Annotated in this window: 14 protein-coding genes; 6 read left to right on the forward strand and 8 right to left on the reverse strand. The window is 64.0% G+C overall.

Going from position 1 to position 17,674, the window contains the following annotated elements; translation table 11 throughout:
* Window positions 1–386: 386 nt before the first annotated feature.
* A complete protein-coding gene (locus QQZ18_RS06330) occupies window positions 387–911 on the forward strand; it encodes a hypothetical protein (protein ID WP_284539211.1) in 525 nt (174 codons plus the stop codon).
* Between the two features lie 399 nt (window positions 912–1,310).
* On the opposite strand, the gene QQZ18_RS06335 is transcribed toward QQZ18_RS06330, so the two are convergent.
* Window positions 1,311–1,841 carry a MarR family winged helix-turn-helix transcriptional regulator gene (locus QQZ18_RS06335; RefSeq protein ID WP_284539213.1) on the reverse strand — a complete coding sequence of 177 codons (531 nt, stop codon included), beginning with the start codon at window positions 1,839–1,841 and terminating at the stop codon, window positions 1,311–1,313.
* 56 nt (window positions 1,842–1,897) lie between these two features.
* Here QQZ18_RS06335 and QQZ18_RS06340 point away from each other — a divergent pair, with 56 nt between their 5' ends.
* The 5 genes from QQZ18_RS06340 (at window position 1,898) to adh (ending at window position 8,550) form a co-directional block, all read left to right on the forward strand.
* Window positions 1,898–2,740: an MBL fold metallo-hydrolase gene (locus QQZ18_RS06340; protein WP_284539215.1), complete on the forward strand. Its 843-nt coding sequence runs from the start codon at window positions 1,898–1,900 to the stop codon at window positions 2,738–2,740.
* A 135-nt stretch (window positions 2,741–2,875) separates the two neighbouring features.
* Window positions 2,876–3,286 carry a hypothetical protein gene (locus tag QQZ18_RS06345; protein WP_284539217.1) on the forward strand — a complete coding sequence of 137 codons (411 nt, stop codon included), beginning with the start codon at window positions 2,876–2,878 and terminating at the stop codon, window positions 3,284–3,286.
* 284 nt (window positions 3,287–3,570) lie between these two features.
* A complete protein-coding gene (locus QQZ18_RS06350) occupies window positions 3,571–3,981 on the forward strand; it encodes an SRPBCC family protein (RefSeq protein WP_284539219.1) in 411 nt (136 codons plus the stop codon).
* 1,757 nt (window positions 3,982–5,738) lie between these two features.
* Complete coding sequence (locus tag QQZ18_RS06355) at window positions 5,739–6,695, forward strand: GAF domain-containing protein (protein WP_284539221.1); 957 nt, start codon at window positions 5,739–5,741, stop codon at window positions 6,693–6,695.
* 337 nt (window positions 6,696–7,032) lie between these two features.
* Window positions 7,033–8,550 (forward strand): aldehyde dehydrogenase, encoded by a 1,518-nt coding sequence (gene adh, locus QQZ18_RS06360; RefSeq protein WP_284539223.1) that lies wholly within the window; start codon window positions 7,033–7,035, stop codon window positions 8,548–8,550.
* A gap of 811 nt (window positions 8,551–9,361) precedes the next feature.
* On the opposite strand, the gene QQZ18_RS06365 is transcribed toward adh, so the two are convergent.
* The 7 genes from QQZ18_RS06365 to QQZ18_RS06395 all read right to left on the reverse strand — a co-directional run bounded on the left by QQZ18_RS06365 (window position 9,362) and on the right by QQZ18_RS06395 (window position 17,372).
* A complete protein-coding gene (locus tag QQZ18_RS06365) occupies window positions 9,362–10,213 on the reverse strand; it encodes a hypothetical protein (protein WP_284539225.1) in 852 nt (283 codons plus the stop codon).
* Window positions 10,214–10,914: 701 nt separating this feature from the next.
* Complete coding sequence (locus tag QQZ18_RS06370; protein WP_284539227.1) at window positions 10,915–11,982, reverse strand: ABC transporter ATP-binding protein; 1,068 nt, start codon at window positions 11,980–11,982, stop codon at window positions 10,915–10,917.
* Window positions 11,983–11,992: 10 nt separating this feature from the next.
* Window positions 11,993–13,174: a glycoside hydrolase family 172 protein gene (locus QQZ18_RS06375; RefSeq protein ID WP_284539229.1), complete on the reverse strand. Its 1,182-nt coding sequence runs from the start codon at window positions 13,172–13,174 to the stop codon at window positions 11,993–11,995.
* Between the two features lie 21 nt (window positions 13,175–13,195).
* Window positions 13,196–14,038 (reverse strand): carbohydrate ABC transporter permease, encoded by an 843-nt coding sequence (locus QQZ18_RS06380; protein ID WP_284539231.1) that lies wholly within the window; start codon window positions 14,036–14,038, stop codon window positions 13,196–13,198.
* Window positions 14,031–14,972, reverse strand: a complete 942-nt coding sequence (locus tag QQZ18_RS06385) for a carbohydrate ABC transporter permease (RefSeq protein ID WP_284539233.1) — start codon at window positions 14,970–14,972, stop codon at window positions 14,031–14,033. The genes QQZ18_RS06380 and QQZ18_RS06385 overlap by 8 nt, the downstream gene beginning before the upstream one ends.
* Before the next feature lies 1 nt (window position 14,973).
* On the reverse strand, window positions 14,974–16,323 hold the full coding sequence (locus QQZ18_RS06390) for an ABC transporter substrate-binding protein (protein ID WP_284539235.1): 1,350 nt from the start codon (window positions 16,321–16,323) through the stop codon (window positions 14,974–14,976).
* Window positions 16,324–16,370: 47 nt separating this feature from the next.
* Window positions 16,371–17,372, reverse strand: a complete 1,002-nt coding sequence (locus QQZ18_RS06395) for a LacI family DNA-binding transcriptional regulator (protein WP_284539237.1) — start codon at window positions 17,370–17,372, stop codon at window positions 16,371–16,373.
* Between the last annotated feature and the right edge of the window lie 302 nt (window positions 17,373–17,674).

Below are 17,674 nucleotides of genomic sequence, written 5' to 3' on the forward strand. Positions count from 1 at the left end.
CAGCACATCTCTGGTAGAGATAGGCGGGGTCGGCGCTGGGCGTGTCGACCGGGCGGCCGTGGAAGACGATGCGCCACGGCCCCGGCGGGCAGAACGCCTCGCGCGGGATGGCCTCGAAGGCCCGTTCCAGCCGGGGATCGGACCACCGGCTGGCGGCGGCCATCAGCCGCGCATAGAAACTCCTGATTTCCTCGATGCCGGCACGCTTGGTCATGGCGGGGCCTCGTGTCCTGGAAAAGGGGGGCATCAGGACATATGGGGGCGATCGCCGGGATGGGTAGGTGAGAGGGGGAAGAGGGCGCGCGATACGGTGGGCGCGCAGTTTCACCCGGTTGGCCCATGATGGCGGTTGGCACACGACACGGTTGCAGCTATAGCCCTCGTGTGTGTATCCCGCCAAGCATTCCCCCATCGTCGTAGACGGCGTCGTCTACGATCTGGAACACCTGGACGCGCTTTTCGCCACGATTCCCGGCAAGGGAGTTGTGAAGGGGACCGATTTGGGCGTGGTGGTCGTGTTCTCGGACCACGTCTACACCGAACGGACAAAGCACGGTCAACCGCACGATATCGTCGATCACAACGGAACCAAGCGGACGTTCGATGCGGACCGCTACGAGATGTCCAAGACTCTCGGCGCGGCGATCGGACGGCGCATTGCCTGCAACGACCTGACGCACATTTCGAAAAGCTTTGGCGGCATAGACAATCTCGTCTTCGTCGAAACCGCCGACGGCCGCATATGGGCGGTGGTCTACTGCCTCGTACCCCACGACGACGGTTGCACCGTCCGGATGGAAGTCCTCTCGTGTCACCCCAAGGTGATCAAGGAGAAGTCGCAGTCCTACCGAAACCTGAGCTACTACGCGCGGATGTGCCTGTATCAGAAGGTGCGCATACCAAAAGCATAAGGCCCAGCTTTCGCCGGGCCTTGATGGATGTCCATTACCGTGGTGTACAAGACCAACGCCTTGCGGCCTTGGTTGACGGGCAGCGACATTGAAGTCAGCCTGCCTGCAGAAAAGATAAGTCGTCGGGCCAAGCTCGTCAAGCGCGCCTTGACGGCATGCTTGGTGCAGGTTCGATGCGAACGGGGGGTGGGAGACCGATATCGGCCGAGGTGCTTTCTCGTCCTGAGGTCCTGCGCCTGCGCGCAGGATGACGGCTTTATATAAATGAAAACATATACATAGATCGTCATCTGCGCGAAGGCCCCTTGAATTCGCGCGCGAATTCAAGGTGGACCTCGGGCAGGAAAGGGCGAGGAGCGACTATAGGGCGGTTCTGACCGCTTGGCGGACGGCTGGCCGTCAGCTCTGCGTCCCCGCATCCGGGTTGAGGGCGGCGAGGGCCAGTTTGCGCAGCAGCGCTTCGAGCATGGCTTGTTCGTCGGCCGTCAGGGCGTCGAGGATGGTGCCTTCGAAGGCCATGTCTTCGCGGAAGGCGCGTTCGACGAGGTCGGCGCCTTGGGGCGTCAGTTGGGCCAGCATGCTCCGGTTGTCGTCCGGGTCGGGGCGGCGGGTGACGAGGCCGGCCTTTTCCAGCTTGGCGAGGCGGGCGGTGAGGCCGCCGGAGGAGATCATCAGCCAGCGGTAGAGCTCGGTGGGGCGCAGGCAATAGGGCGGGCCGGAGCGGCGCAGCGTGGCGATGACGTCGAACTCGCCGCTGTCGAGGCCGTATTTCCGGAAGATCGCCTCGATGGGAGGGCGTAGACTGAGGGTGATCAAGCGCATGCGGCCGAGAATGGCCATGCCGCGCGTGTCGAGGTCGGGCAGCTCGGCCGACCATTGCGCGCGCCTCATGTCGACGCCGTCCTGCGCCTCGTCCGTTTGTCTTGACATCAAGACATCTCCTGTTATCTTGACATCAAGATAACCCGGACGCCGGAGGCAAGGCAATGATCCAAGTCAACGCGCCGAAGCTGTCACAAGTTCCCGTCTGCGTCACCTGCGGCACGCAATATCCCGAGGTCGAGCGGATGGAGGATTGCCCCGTTTGCTGCGACGCGCGGCAATATGTCGGCTGGGACGGGCAGCGCTGGACCACCTCGGCCGAGGTGGCCGCCCAGCACGAGGTCCACTTCGAGGACTGCGCCGGGGTGATGACGCTGCAACTGGCGCCGCGCTTCGGCATCGGCCAGCGCGCCTTCCTGATCCCCCAGGCGGGCGGCATGGTGATGTGGGAGTGCCTCTCCGCCGTCACCGACGCCGCCGTGGAGCGGATAGCCGGCATGGCCAGGGACGGGGGGCGTGTGCAGGCCATCGCCATCTCGCATCCGCATTTCTATTCGGCCATGCTGGAGTGGAGCGCCGCCTTGGGCGGCGTGCCGATCTACCTGCACGAGGCGGACGAGGAGTGGGTGGCGTTCGACAGCCCCTTCCTGCGCTTCTGGAGCGGTGACCGCTTCAAACTCACCGACGCCATCGATCTGGTGCATCTGCCCGGCCATTTCGAGGGCAGCAGCGGGCTTTTGTGGAAGACCGGGCCGCGCCCCGGCGGCAGCCTCTTCCCCGGCGACGCCATCCAGATCGGCATGGACAGGCGCATCGCCAGCTTCATGTGGAGCTACCCCAACGCCATTCCGCTGGGGCGCAAGTCGCTGGCCCGGCTGAGGGCGCATGTCGACCCGCTGGCCTTCTCCGATCTCTACGGCTCCTTCGAGGGCAAGCAGATGATCGGCGAGGCCAAGGCGTTGGTGGAGGCGTCATTTGCCCGATACGAGGCGGCGCTAGAGGGGTAGGCGGAGAGCAAGGACAAGGGATGCGTGGGGCGTTTCGGCCCTCTCGCAGCGGCAAGACGTGCGTCTCCTGGAGCCGCGCCGGGGAACACTGGTTCGCCGGACGGGTTCTAACTCTGGTTCACCCAGGAGGAGATCATGAGCCCGACAAACCTCAGACTGCTCGTTTGCCTCGTCATGCTCGGCGGGCCCACGCTCGCCCACGCCACCTGCCTGACATCCGTCACCGAGCTGAAGGCCGAGGGGATCAAGACGAACTGGCAGGAGACGACCATGGACGATGGCAAGCCGCTGAAGATCGTCATCGCCGACGGCGCCAACGGGCTCGTCTATTCGGCCAGCAAGGCCGGCGAGCCGTGGCTGACCGGGGACGCCGCCTTCTGCCGCTCCGGAAACACCACGACGGTGACCCTGGACAACACCAAGGCCACCGAGAACGTCCCGCTGGTGACGAGAATGGCGCTGCCCTCCACGCTGTCGGCGCCGATCGTCAATGATGAGATCAGGCTGGCGGGAGGTGCATGGCGCGGGACCTTCGTGGGGAGGTGATGGGGTGGGGAGTTTTGAATGGAGCGTGATATCGGCCGGGGAGAGTTCTCGTCCTGAGGTCCTCCTTGAATTCGCGCGCGAATTCAAGCGTTCTGCGCGCAGGAAGACAGCTAGATATTTGTTTCAATTATATAATTCTGTCATCCTCTGCGAAGGCAGAGGACCTCGGGCAGAAAAGGGCGAACGGCGAATATCAAGCGCCTTCCCATCTCCACCCACGCCGATCCTGACGGAAATCGCCGCGGCTTTGTGTTGCCATCGATTATCAACTGAGGAGGGAAACCATGCGCATCACTGTCGAGACCACCGTTGCCGCGCCGATCGCCGAGGTGTGGCGGGCCTATGTGAGCCCGGAGGACATCAAGGCGTGGAACGCCGCCTCCGACGACTGGCACACCACCACGGCCAGCGTCGACCTCCGCGAGGGCGGGGCGTTCTCCTCGCGCATGGAGGCGAAGGACGGCAGCGAAGGCTTCGACTTCGCCGGCACCTACACGAAGATCGTGCCCGAGCAGCGCATCGAGTATGCGTTCGGCGACCGCACGGCCGAGGTGCTGTTCCGGCAGTGGCCCGAGGGCGTCCGCGTCAGCGTCAGCTTCGATCCAGAGACGACCTATCCCGAGGACTTCCAGCGCGCCGGCTGGCAGTCGATCCTCGACAGCTTCAAGCGCCACGTGGAAGGGCGGACGGGGTGAGCAGGCTGCGGGTCAGGGTCGTGGGGCGGTTGCTGTTCAGCCGGTGAGGGGGAGCGCTATATGGGCGGCTCGCTCCATTCTGCCTGAGGTCCTGCGCCTTCGCGCAGGATGACAGAATTATATTAATTAAAACAGATACATAGGTTGTCATCCTGCGCGAAGGCGCAGGACCTCGGGACGAGAAGGTGGTGCGGGTCGTATCGGGCGGCATTGAATATGGGGAGAGCTATATTGGCCGCTCGCTCTGTTCTGGCTGAGGTCCTCGCTTTCGCAAGGATGACAGATTTATATATAGGAAACAACCGGATAGCGATTGCGTGCCCTCATGGCGGCGTTGTTCGTGGTTGCCGTGGAGCCAGCGAGGAGCTTGCGAGCGGCGGATCGCTGCCCCCTTCATATCACGCAGTCATCCTTGCGAAGGCGAGGACCTCAAGACGAGAAGGTGGTGCGGGTCGTATCGGGCGGCATTGAGTAGGGGGAGCGCTATATCGGCGGTTCGCCCTGTTCTGGCTGAGGTACACCTTGAATTCGCGCGCGAATTCAAGCGGCCTTCGCGCAGGATGACAGATTTATATATAGAAAACAATTGGATAGCGCTTGCGTGCCCCTATAGATCGCCGCTCGTTGTTCCCGTGCTGGCGCGGGAAGCCAGCGAGGAGTTTCGCGAGCGGCGGATCGCTGCGCCCTTCATATCACGCAGTCATCCTTGCGAAGGCGAGGACCTCGGGACGAGAAGGTGGTGCGGGTCGTATCGGGCGGCATTGAGTAGGGGGAGCGCTATATGGGCCGCNGAGGTCCTCGCTTTCGCAAGGATGACAGATTTATATATAGGAAACAACCGGATAGCGATTGCGTGCCCTCATGGCGGCGTTGTTCGTGGTTGCCGTGGAGCCAGCGAGGAGCTTGCGAGCGGCGGATCGCTGCCCCCTTCATATCACGCAGTCATCCTTGCGAAGGCGAGGACCTCGGGACGAGAAGGTGGTGCGGGTCGTATCGGGCGGCATTGAATATGGGGAGAGCTATATCAGCCGATCGCTCCATTCTGCCTGAGGTACACCTTGAATTCGCGCGCGAATTCAAGCGGCTTTCGCAAGGATGACAGATTTATATATAGGAAACAATCGGATAGCGCTTGCGTGCCCTCATGGCGGCGTTGTTCGTGGTTGCCGTGGAGCCAGCGAGGAGCTTGCGAGCGGCGGATCGCTGCGCCCTTCATATCACGCAGTCATCCTTGCGAAGGCGAGGACCTCAGGACGAGAAGGTGGTGCGGGTCGTATCGGGCGGCATTGAGTAGGGGGAGCGCTATATGGGCCGCTCGCTCTGTTCTGCCTGGGGTCATGCGTCTTCGCGCAGGATGACGGCTTTATATGATTGAAAACAAATACATAGGTTGCGCGAAAGCGAGGACCTCGGGACGAGAGGGTGGTGCGGGTTGTACCGGCGGCCAACGCGTCTGGATCCCCGATATCGTCGGACACTCTCGCTGCAACCTGCCGTCGGGCCGGTCGCCGCGCCGAGTCTTTTGGGCGAATTGTCTACCTCGGAAAACAAGATTATGAAGGGTCCCCTATTGGGAGTTTCCCGTAGGGCGCGGCTCGATCCGGTGAGGAGGATCGGCGTCGCGGGCGTGCTCCGCATCATCTTCGATCCGCGTTCCACTCCGGTCGGATGATGCTTGAGGCGGCCCACGCGGAGGACGGTGGAGGGCAGGAGGACGTTCAGGACGTCGTGGCCAACGCTTCTCGAGGAGGAAAAGCGTGGACAGGTCAGATGAACTTCACGCACGGCACATCAGGGATACGCTGGCCGCAGATGGGGCGGCGCGATCGGTGATCGCCGCGTCGTGGCACCGGTCGCAGGAGCTGCACAAGCTCGATCCGGCGTCGCCCAGCCCGCCCGTCTGGCGGTTGACCGACCACGAGATCACACTGGCCCGGCAGCCGCTGGAGCCGCTGATCGCCTGCGCGGAAAGCGCCATGGACCGCCTGCATGCCGCCGTCGGCGGCGTCGGCTGCTGCGTGCTGTTGGCCGACCGCAACGGCGTGCCGCTGGAACGGCGTGGCGCGGCCGGCGACGACGCCACCTTCAGCGAGTGGGGCCTGTGGATCGGCACGCCATGGAGCGAGGGTAGCCAGGGCACCAACGGCATCGGCACCGCCATCGCCGAGCAGCGGCCGGTGACCATCCACCGCGACCAGCACTTCTTCAGCCGCAACGCGCTTCTGAGCTGCACCTCCTCGCCGATCCATGACGCCGACGGGCAACTGGCGGCGGTGATCGACGTCTCCTCCTGCCGGGCCGACCTGACCGAAGGCTTCCTGACGCTGATCGCCCAGTCGGTGGTCGACGCGGCGCGGCGCATCGAGTGCGATCTGTTCCGCCGCGCCTTCCCCGGCCGTCGCATCATTCTGGCGCCGTCGCCCGAGGGGCGGGCCGACACCCTTCTGGCCGTCGACGGACACGAACTGATCGTCGGCGCCACCCGCGCCGCCCGCCAACTGTTGGGGCTGAGCGCGGCGGACCTCGACGGCCGCACCCCGATCGGCGACCTGATCGCCCGCGAGCGCGAGGCCGACGACCTGGCCGCCGGCGAACGGGCGGTGGTTCAGCGCGCCCTGGCGAGGGCGCGCGGAAACGTGTCGCACGCCGCCGAACTGCTCGGCATCAGCCGCGCGACGTTGCACCGCAAACTCAACAAGCTCGGCCTGCACTAGAAATTCTACTGGGGCGGGCATCTAGCTTAGCATTCTGCGCTTCCGGTGCTCACGAACCTTAAGTTCGCTCCGCTCCGGTTCTCGAACGCGTCGCCAAGGGCATCCGCCCGAAAAGTTGCAGACTTTTCGGGCTAAGCGGATGCCCAGGGATGCCGCACCCCAGCGAATTTCAAGCGCAGGCCGCCGTCGCGCCTCGGACTGTCACTCCCCCCATTCGACTGTCGCAGAACTGCGACACTGGCAGCCCGCGGCGGTAGCGAGCCGGCTGGATATTGGATTTCACGTACGCAACTCTCCTGACAGCGCGATGAACGCGCGACCTGTCTGGGAGGACAAGATGACGTATCAGAGCACCGTCAAGGCCGCCGATCTGCCGTTCCGCACCAAGTATGGCAACTACATCGGCGGCGAGTTCAAGGATGCGCTGAGCGGGCGCACCTTCGACAACCTGTCGCCGATCACCGGCCAGAAGCTCTGCGAAGTGGCGCGGTCGGAAGCCGCCGACATCGAGCTGGCGCTGGATGCCGCCCACGCCGCCCGCGAGGCCTGGGGCAAGACCAACGTCGCCCAGCGCGCCTACATCCTCAACCGCATCGCCGACCGCATGGAGGAGAACCTCGGTCGCCTGGCGCTGGCCGAGACCTGGGACAACGGCAAGCCGATCCGCGAGACGACGGCGGCCGACATTCCGCTCGCCATCGACCATTTCCGCTACTTCGCCGGCTGCCTGCGCGCCCAGGAGGGCACGCTGTCCGAGATCGACCACGACACCATCGCCTATCACTTCCACGAGCCGCTGGGCGTCGTCGGCCAGATCATCCCCTGGAACTTCCCCATCCTGATGGCCGCCTGGAAGCTGGCGCCGGCACTGGCCGCCGGCAACTGCGTGGTGCTGAAGCCGGCCGAGCAGACGCCGGCCTCGATCCTGGTGCTGATGGAGATCATCGGCGACCTGTTGCCGCCGGGCGTGCTCAACGTCGTCAACGGCTTCGGCCTCGAGGCGGGCAAGCCGCTGGCGTCCTCCAAGCGCGTCGCCAAGATCGCCTTCACCGGCGAGACCTCCACCGGCAAGCTGATCATGCAGTATGCCGGGCAGAACCTCATTCCGGTGACGCTGGAACTGGGCGGCAAGTCGCCCAACATCTTCTTCTCCGACGTGCTGGCCGAGGATGACGACTTCTTCGACAAGGCCATCGAGGGCTTCGTGATGTTCGCCCTCAACCAGGGCGAGGTCTGCACCTGCCCGAGCCGCGCCCTGATCCAGGAAAGCATCTACGACAAGTTCATCGAGCGGGCGCTGACCCGCGTCCACGCCATCAAGCAGGGCAACCCGCTCGATCCGGACACGATGATCGGCGCCCAGGCCTCCGAGGAGCAGCTCAACAAGATCCTCGGCTACTTCGACATCGGCCGCGAGGAGGGCGCCAAGGTGCTGACCGGCGGCTCGCGCGCCCACCTCGGCGGCGACCTCGAAGGCGGCTACTACGTGACGCCGACCGTCTTCCAGGGCAACAACAAGATGCGCGTGTTCCAGGAAGAGATCTTCGGCCCGGTGGTCTCCGTCACCACCTTCAAGGACGAGGACGAGGCGCTGGAGATCGCCAACGACACGCTCTACGGCCTCGGCGCCGGCGTATGGAGCCGCGACGCCAACCGCCTCTATCGCTTCGGCCGCAACATCCAGGCCGGCCGCGTCTGGACCAACTGCTACCACGCCTACCCGGCCCACGCGGCCTTCGGCGGCTACAAGCAGTCCGGCATCGGCCGCGAAACCCACTCGATGATGCTCGACCACTACCAGCAGACCAAGAACCTGCTGGTGAGTTACAACCCCAAGAAGCTGGGCTTCTTCTAGAGCCTGGTCGAAATCCGCTGGGGCGGGCATATGGCTTAGTCTTCTGCGCTTCCGGTGCTCACGGACTTGATGTCCGCTGCGCTCCGGTTCTCGAAGCCGTCGCCAAGGGCATCCGCCCGAAAAGTTGCAGACTTTTCGGGCCAAGCGGATGCCCAGGGATGCCGCACCCCAGCGAATTTCGCTCCAGGCTCTGCGAGCCCTACGAGCAAGCATAGGAGCGCCGATCTGGGAGATCCGGGTCGGCGCTTCAAGCTGTTGGTTGTGAGGGGAGCGCTATATCAGCCGCTCGCCCCATTCTGCCTGAGGTCCCCGCCTGCGCGGGGATGACAGGAGAATGATATATAGAACAACTAGTTATACGGTCTCCCCTCCCTATCAAGCCGTCATCCCCGCGAAGGCGGGGACCTCAGGAAGGTGGGGTGGGCGGTTGATATCGGGCGCCCGAGGGAAGGGGAGCTTGATAGGGGCGCGTCGGTGAGGGTGTGTAGGCCGTAAGCGATGCGCTAATTATTTGTTTCATATCAATTAACTGTCATCCCCGCGCAGGCGGGGACCTCAGGAAGGTGGGGTGGGCGGTTGATATCGGGCTCCGTGAAACAGCGGTGCCCTATAGGTCTCCCTTGCCCTTTTCTGCCTGAGGTCCCCGCCTGCGCGGGGATGACAGGAGAATGATATATAGAACAACTAGTTATACGGTCTCCCCTCCCTATCAAGCTGTCATCCCCGCGCAGGCGGGGACCTCGGGACGAGAAGGTGATGAGGGTCGTATCGGGTTCCCCTGGCGATCCGGAGCATTCGCCGGATGGAATGCCTACCGGATCAGCGCCTCGAATTCATCCGGCGTGGTCCGCTTGGCGCCCCCCATACGACTGGTCTCAGCTATCCACGGCCTCGTCCCCTCGACAAGCCAGTCGTCGCCGAAGCGGATCAGACTGAAGCCGATCAGAAAATCGCGTCCGTCGAACGAAAGAAGGGCAACACGTTCGGTTTCGGCGTCACCCTGAAAAAACTTGGCGTGTTTGGAAAAAAGGCGCTGTTGCCGTTCGCTGTTCACTTTTTCTGGCAACGGGGTGCCGATTTTCGAAATTGAAAGTTCTGACAGGCGCTCTGCCTGTACAGCGTCGAACATATCCCTCGCAGCTGTCGGATAGTTTGGACTGGCGTAAGTTTGGCCGTCCAGAAGCGCGTCTATGATCACTGGATTGTTCGCCAGCATCAGACTGTAAGTGAGAAACTGGACATCTTTTGCAATCAGACCCGCGTAGAATGCTTTGTTGACCGAGATGAAAAAGGGATCGCTGGCCGGCATCGCGAAAGAGGGCATGATCACCTTGAGCTGCCCGGCTTGCGCCACGAAGTCGTAGCCCTCGCTCATGCGATCGACGGCGGTCGTTGCCAGAATGGCCTCGAAATCCTGTTTCTTCACCGCCTCCATGAAGGCGGTAATGGCCTCTTCCGGTGTTTTGAAATGGCCCTCTTCGGCAGCATAAGCCTCGGTCAACCAGAGACCGGCGACGACAACGGCGACGGCAACCAACCCAAACTTCAACAAGCGCATGATGCTCTCTGCCAATGACTGTGCTCCGGTTCCATTTCCGGGACCGCGGAAGCCCAATCGTCCACGCCCAAAGCGTTCTGCGACGCCATCGTCGGGGATCGTCATCCGTCCTGCTTTCTGGCCGATTTCATGGCCGCCACAAGCTTTAATGAAGATCGATGATTATCATATGTTTACAGGCTTATCTCTGAGAAAGTCTTCTGCAAAGATGGCCGCTTCGGTGGCCACATCCATATGGCTGTCCTCCGCTGCGAAAGCGACTTGAATTCGGGCAGGATGGGGGGGAGTGATATCGGGCGCCCGAGGGAAGGGGAGCGTGATAGGGGCGCGTTGTTGCGGGTGTGTAGGCCGTAAGCGATGGGCTAATTATTTGTTTCATATCAATTAACTGTCATCCCCGCGAAGGCCGCTTGAATTCACGAGTGAATTCAAGGAGGACCTCAGGAAGGTGGGGTGGGCGGTTGATATCGGGCTCCGTGAAACAGGGGGGTCCTATAGGTCTCCCTTGCCCTTTTCTGCCTGAGGTCCCCGCCTTCGCGGGGATGACAGAATTATATAATAAAAACATATATATAGATCGTCTTCCTTGCGAAGGCGAGGACCTCAGGCAGAACGGAGTGCAACGCTGATATAGAGCGCCCGTGCACGCATTGCGCAACGATAGCGACGCGGGAAAGGCGGACCAGATATCAAGCCTTCGCCCTCGCGGTTTTCTCCTCACCAAGGATAGGCACATCGCAAATGTGTGCATGCCATAGCGCCTTCGCGGGGATGACAGGAATGTGATATAAAACAGATACTTGGGCCTACCCCAGGCGCTTCTCGGACTCGGCGTCGAAGAACAGCATCTTGTCGGCCTCGGGCAGGAGCGTGACCTTGTCGCCGCGGCGGATGTCGAGTTGTTCGTGGAGGACGACGGTGAGGCGGTGGCCGTGCAGGGAGACTTCGAGTTGGGTTTCCGAGCCGGTGGGTTCGATGACCTCCACCTCGGCGGGGAAGCCCTCTGGGTCGCGGCGCCAGTATTGCGGGCGGATGCCGAGGATGACGTCGGTGTCGGCCGGCACGCCGAACGGCAGTTGCGGCAGCGGCAGGGTGAGGGCGCCGGCGACGAAGGCCGGGCCGGGGCCCGTCGCCGTCAGCCGGCCGGGGATGAAGTTCATCACCGGCGAGCCGATGAAGCTTGCCACGAAGACGTTGTCGGGTTCGTTGAACAGCGTCAGCGGGCTGCCGATCTGTTCGACGCGGCCCTCGTTCATCACCACGATCTTGTCGGCCATGGTCATCGCCTCGACCTGGTCGTGGGTGACGTAGACGGTGGTAGTGCCGAGGCTCGCCTGCAGCGACTTGATCTCGGCGCGCATGACGACGCGCAGCTTGGCGTCGAGGTTGGAGAGCGGCTCGTCGAACAGGAACACCTGCGGGTCGCGCACGATGGCCCGGCCCATGGCGACGCGCTGGCGCTGGCCGCCGGAGAGCTGGCCGGGGAAGCGGTCGAGCAGGGCGGAGAGGCCCAGCACGGCGGCGGCCGCCTCCACCTTGCGGCCGATCTCGGCCTTGGGCACGCCGCCGAGCTTCAGCGAGAAGCCCATGTTCTGGCCGACCGTCATGTGCGGGTAGAGCGCGTAGTTCTGGAACACCATGGCGATGTTCCGCTTCTTGGGCGGCAGGTTGTTGACGACCATGCCGCCGATGCTGAGCGTGCCGGCGGTGATGTCTTCCAGGCCGGCGATCATCCTGAGCAGCGTCGACTTGCCGCAGCCGGACGGCCCGACGAGGACGACGAAGTCGCCGTCCTCGATGTCCACCGACACGCCGTGGATCACTTCCAGGCTGCCATATGCCTTGACGATGTTGTCCAAACCGATCGACGCCATGGTTCAGGTCCTACTCCTTGGGGCCGCGCCTCTCGAAGAGGGGGCGAAAGTCGGGCAGCCGGTCCTCGCGGGCGGGGAAGGCGTCGAAGGGCTTGTGCGGTTCGGCCTGGTACCAGTAGGCGACCGAGGAGATGGAATCGCCGCGCCGGTTGGCGTGGCCGTGCTCGATGGTCACCCGGATCTGCCGCTGGAACACCACGGGGTCCTCGACGTGGAAGCGGTAGACCGACACCGGATCGGTCCAGTTGGGGCCGCCGCCGGCGATGATGCCGTGATAGGGCGCGCTGTACTCCTGGGTCGGGCACCAGGAGGTGTTGAAATAGTCCTCCGTGCCGGTGCCGTGCAGGGTGGGCGGCCAGGCGTCGTTGGCGCCGGGGCTGGTTTCGGGGTGCGGCAGCAGCTCGGGCAGGTCCGGCTCGTCGGCGATCTGGCGCCGGCGGCCGGCGTCGGGCACCGACAGGCCCGGCTCGCCGTCGACGAAGATCATGTCGTCGCCCTCGCCGTACCAGTCCCAGCCGGCGTGGCGGCGCAGCGAATAGACGTTGTAGGTGCAGCCGACGTAATGGCCGTGCCCGGCGGCGTCGAGGATGACGTAGTTCTGCGCCGGATCGGTGTTGGCGCCGCCGAGCTGGAACGCCTCGTTGGACATGCCGGCCTCGTCGGCCGCCTCGGGGCGCATCAGGCGGAACTGGGCGTGGAAGCGGCCCATGTCGTCCTCCAGCCGGTCGTGCAGCTCGAGGTCGACGTAGTAGTAGAACTGGACCTCGTCCTCGGCCTCGCTGGTGACGGTGAACTTCATGTGGCTGGCGAAGGGCATGGGGAAGTAGCAGTTGAAGCCCTTGCCGTCCTGCGGGCTCATCTGCAGCGGCAGGCTCCAGAAGTTCTTCGCCTTGGCGTGGCCCATGCCGAAGAAGTCGCCGATGGGCGCCTCGATGCTCGGCTCGCTCTCGCCGTCCCAGTAGGCGCGCAGGATGATCTTGCGCAGGTGGTGCGGGCTCACGCAGGCGATGGTCACCCAGATGTGGGTGACGATGCCGGCGCCGTCGGCCTCGGCGATGGTCACCGTCTCGCCGGTGGCGATGTGGAGGCGGTCGTCGTTGCCGCCGGTGCGGTCGTAGCTGGAAAACCGCCGGGTTTTCGCCTTGCGCAGCTTGGCAAGGCCCCGCAACGGTGACAGGCCGAGATTGGACATTCGAGGCTTCTCCTTGGCGGACTACTTGAGGCCGCTCGTCTTGATGGAATCCATGATTTGGCGCTGGAAGATCAGGAACAGGATCAGGGTGGGCGCCGCCACGATGGTGGAGGCGGCCATGATGTAGTTCCACGATGCGCTGTACTGCCCCTTGAAGGCGGCGATGCCGACCTGGACCATCCACAGGTTCTGGTCGCTGGTGATGGTCAGCGGCCACAGGAAGGCGTTCCAGTTGGTGAGGAAGAACAGGATGGCCAGCGAGGACAGCAGCGGCCGGCTGAGCGGCAGGATCAGGCTCCAGTAGATGCGCCAGTAGCCGGCGCCGTCGATCACCGCCGCCTCCTCCAGCTCGCGCGGGATCGACAGGTAGTATTGCCGCAGCAGGAAGATGCCGAAGGCGTTGAAGATGGCCGGCACGATCAGCCCGGCATAGGAGTTCAGCATGCCGAGCGTGCGCACCAGGATGAACAGCGGCACGATGATGACCGGCAGCGACACCAGGAAGGTGGAGAACATGGTCAGGAAGATGACCTCGCGCCCCGGAAAGCGCAGCCGCGCCAGCGCGTAGCCCGACATGGAGTGGAACAGCAGCGCGATCAGCGTGACCGAGGCGGAGACGACCAGCGTGTTGAACAGGTAGCGCAGGAAGTTGACCTCGGTGAACACGTAGACGAAGTTTTGCAGCGTCGGCGCTTCCGGCACGAGGGTCATGGAGAAGACGTCCGCCGGCTCCTTGAAGGCGGTGGAGATCATCCAGAACAGCGGGAAGACGGTCATCAGCGCCAGGATCAGCGTGACCAGCATCTGCACGCCGCGGACGATGCGGACCTGCGACAGGGTGAAGGCGAGGCCGGGCCTATTCATAGTTGAACCTCCCGCCCCGGGTGAGAACGAACAGCAGGATGGTGATCGCCATCAGGGCCAGGACCACGATGGAGGCCAGCGCTCCGGCGTAGCCGAAGGCGTTGTACTGAAAGGCCTGCTGGTAGATGTAGTAGATGGTCATCATGGTGGAGTTGGCCGGGCCGCCGCGCGTCATGACGTAGACGAGATCGAAGGTCTGGGCGCCGGCGACGGCGGCGACCATCGACACGATCAGCACGAAGAAGCTGGTGGGCCTCAGCAGCGGCAGCGTGATGTACCAGAAGGACGTCAGCGGGCCGGCGCCGTCGATGCGGGCGGCCTCGTAATATTCGTTGGGGATGTCCTGCAGGCCGCCCAGGAAGATGAGCATGTAGAAGCCCATCAGGAACCAGACGCTGACGAAGATCACCGCGAACAGCGCCAGCTCCGGGCTGCCGAGGAAGGACACGCTGCCGAGGCCCATCGTCGACACGAGGCGGGGGATCATGCCGATCTTGTCGACGGCCAGCACCTGCCAGACCAGCGCCACCACGACGAGGCTGACCATCTGCGGCATGAAGAACAGCGAGCGCATCGCGCCGTTGAAGGCGTTGGTGCGCTTGACCAGCAGCGCCAGGCCGAGCCCGGAGACGTAGAGCGCCGGCACCAGCCAGACCACGTAGGTGGCGGTGACCCAGAAGCTTTTCCAGAACAGCGGGTCGAGCGCCAGGCGCTGGTAGTTCTTGAGGCCGACGAAGCGGTAGCCGCCGAAGCCGTCGACGTCGAAGAAGGCCAGGGCCAGCGCCAGCACCATCGGAATGCCGATGAAGACAAGGAGGCCCAGGGCATCGGGCAGCACGAAGACATAGCCGGCGATGGCCTCGCGCTGGCGCGAGGTCAGGCCGGTGGCGGCGGGAAGACCCGCCGGCACCTGATTTGAGGCTGTGCCCGCCATCTCAGAGGATCCGCGCCCCGGAGTAGCCCGCGAAGAAGGCGTCCAGCTGCTGCGAGGCGGCCTCGGCGACGGCGGCCGGATCCTGCCCGCCGAGCATGGTCTCCTGGATGGCGTCGGAGATGATCTTGTAGACCTCCGGCGGCACGCGCGGCTCTGCGCGGGTGCCGGGGTAGACCTCCTTGGAGAACTTGCCCATGTTGCCGGACAGGAAGTCGTCGCCGCCCGCCTGAAGCGCCGACTGGCGCGGCGGCATGTCGGACTTGGCGACCGTGCACCAGTTGACCACGCGATCGACCGAGCCCTTGTCCATGGAGGCGAGCACCCAGGCGCAGAACTGGCCGGCGGCATCGGGGTTGGCGCCGTGGGCGTTGGCGACGAAAGCCCAGCCGCCGCCCACCGTCACGTATTTGCCGCCCTTGGGGATCGGCAGTTTGAAGATGCCGTAGGGCACTTTCGACGCGTTGGCGTTCAGTTCGGCGATGGCCCAGATGCCGACGTTCTGGATGGCGGCGAAGCCCGAGCCGAGGTTGGCCGCCGCCGCGAAGCCGCCGCCGCCCAGCACCTGGCGCGGGGCGACGCCGGTCTTGATCGCGTCCTGCCAGAACTTCAGCGCCTGCACGGTGGCCGGCGAGTTGAAGGCCGACTTGCCGTCGGCGCCCTGGAACTCGCCGCCGCCCTGCCACAGGAAGGGATACCAGGTGAAGTTCTGGTAGTAGCCGGGGTTGGTGTCGAACAGCACGCCGTAGCGCTTGTCGGTGGTCAGCTTGCCGGCCACTTCAAGCAGCTCGTCCCAGGTGGTGGGCACGTCGTTCTCGTTGAGGCCGGCTTCCTCGAAGGCCTTGACCGAGTAGAACATGGCCATCGGCTCGACTTCCATGGGAATGCCGAAGATCTTGTCGTCGACCTTGCGGTTGGCGATAACGCTTTCGGGGAAGTCGGCCTGCGCCTGGGCATCAATGTAGGGCGTCAGGTCTTGCAGCACGCCGCCGTTGTAGTAGCGCAGGAAGTCGCCGGGGCTGACGATGAAGATGTCCGGCCCGGTTCCCGAGGCGAAGGCGGTGGAGAGCTTGGTGCCGTTCATGTAGTCGCTGTTCGGCACGTATTCGAGTTCGATCTTCTGGTCGTGGCTGGCATTCCAGCCGGCGACGGCGTCCTCGAACCACTTGGACTGCGCCGGCACGTCGCCGCCCGGCGCGTAGAACTGCCAGAACTTCAGCGGCGCGCCCGCCGCGAAGGAATAGCGCGTGTTGACGAAGGGCATCGCCAGGGCGCCGAGACCCGCGCCGGCCTGCAGGATGCGGCGGCGCGAAATGCGGAACGTGTTTTCCGAGTTGCTTGTGCTTCTGGTCACTTTTTCCTCCCAGTTACCAGCCCCACGCGCCTTCTCCCTAGGAAAACCTAGGCAGTATCAAATGCTTGCAGAAAACAGGGTACTGTGAACTTGCGTGGTGGTTCGTCGAGCCCGGCAAGGCGTTCGTTCAGCATGGAGACGGCGCGCCGCCCCAGCTCCGCCGGGCTGTTGCCGACCGTCGTCAAACGCGGCCGGACGTCCTCCAGTTGGGCGATCTGATCGAAGGTGGCGACCGCGATGTCCTCGGGAATGCGGATCTTGCGGTCGTAGCACTCGGTCAGCGCGCCGATGGCCATCAGGGAATTGGCAAAAAAAACCGCGCTCGGCATGTCGTGGCCGTGTTCCTCGCACAGCCATGCCACCGCGGCGCGCCCCGACGGCTGAAGATAGGTTCCCTCGCGCAGGAGACTGCGGTCGAGCGGATGGCCGGCCTTGGCCAGGGCGTCGGCAAAGCCGCGCGTGCGCCGGTCGGCCTCGCGGAAGCTGGCCGGGCCGCTGACCACGGCGATGCGCCGGTGGCCGCGCGACAACAGGTGCTCGGCCATCTGGGCGGCGCCGTTGTAGTCGTCGAGCTCCACCACGTCGACGATCGGCTCGGGCAGGGAGCCGATGAACACGGTGGGCGTGGTCAGCTCGCGTAGCCGGTCGAGCATGCCGTGCAGCGCGAAATCGCCGACGATCAGGCCGTCGACGCCGCGCTGGCTGATCTGGCGCAGGTATTCGTCGCCGTGGATCTGCGAGCGCCCGCCGGGCACGTCGGTGTTGAAGATCAGCGTGTCGAGGCCCAGCTCCTCCAGCGCGCCCTGAATGGCCTTGACCAGCTCGGTGTAGAACGGGTTCAGCACGTCGGGGATCAGCACCGCGATGACGTTGGTGCGGCCGGTGCGAAGGCTGCGCGCCTGCGAGTTGGGCAGATAGCCAAGCTCGGCAATCGCCGCCGACACCTTGGCCCGGAGCTGGGGCGACACGCGTTCGGCATGGTTGATCACGTGCGAAACGGTCGTCCGCGACACCCCTGCCAGTTCTGCAACTTTGGAAATCGTCGTCATGATCCCCGGGATAACACGCACCAAATCGATTTGGAAAGTGGGGGTGGTCCAAAGTGGGGGAGAAGATGGATAGGGGCGGGCCTCACTCGTGGTGTGAAGGTGGAGAGCGTAGGCCACCGGTGGTGCGCGATGGTGTGGGGGTGGAGGCCGAAAACGCTGCGCTAAATATTTGTTTTATACCCCGACTCCGTAGAATCCCGGCAAATAGCTGGGAAGGCTTGCGGAATAGGTTCTGATGGATTCTGATTGCGGGATGATCAGAGGCCAATTCCTGACCGCTTCAGAACGCCAGCATTTGCTAT

This window comes from Pleomorphomonas sp. T1.2MG-36 (assembly GCF_950100655.1).
Taxonomy (GTDB): Bacteria; Pseudomonadota; Alphaproteobacteria; order Rhizobiales; family Pleomorphomonadaceae; genus Pleomorphomonas.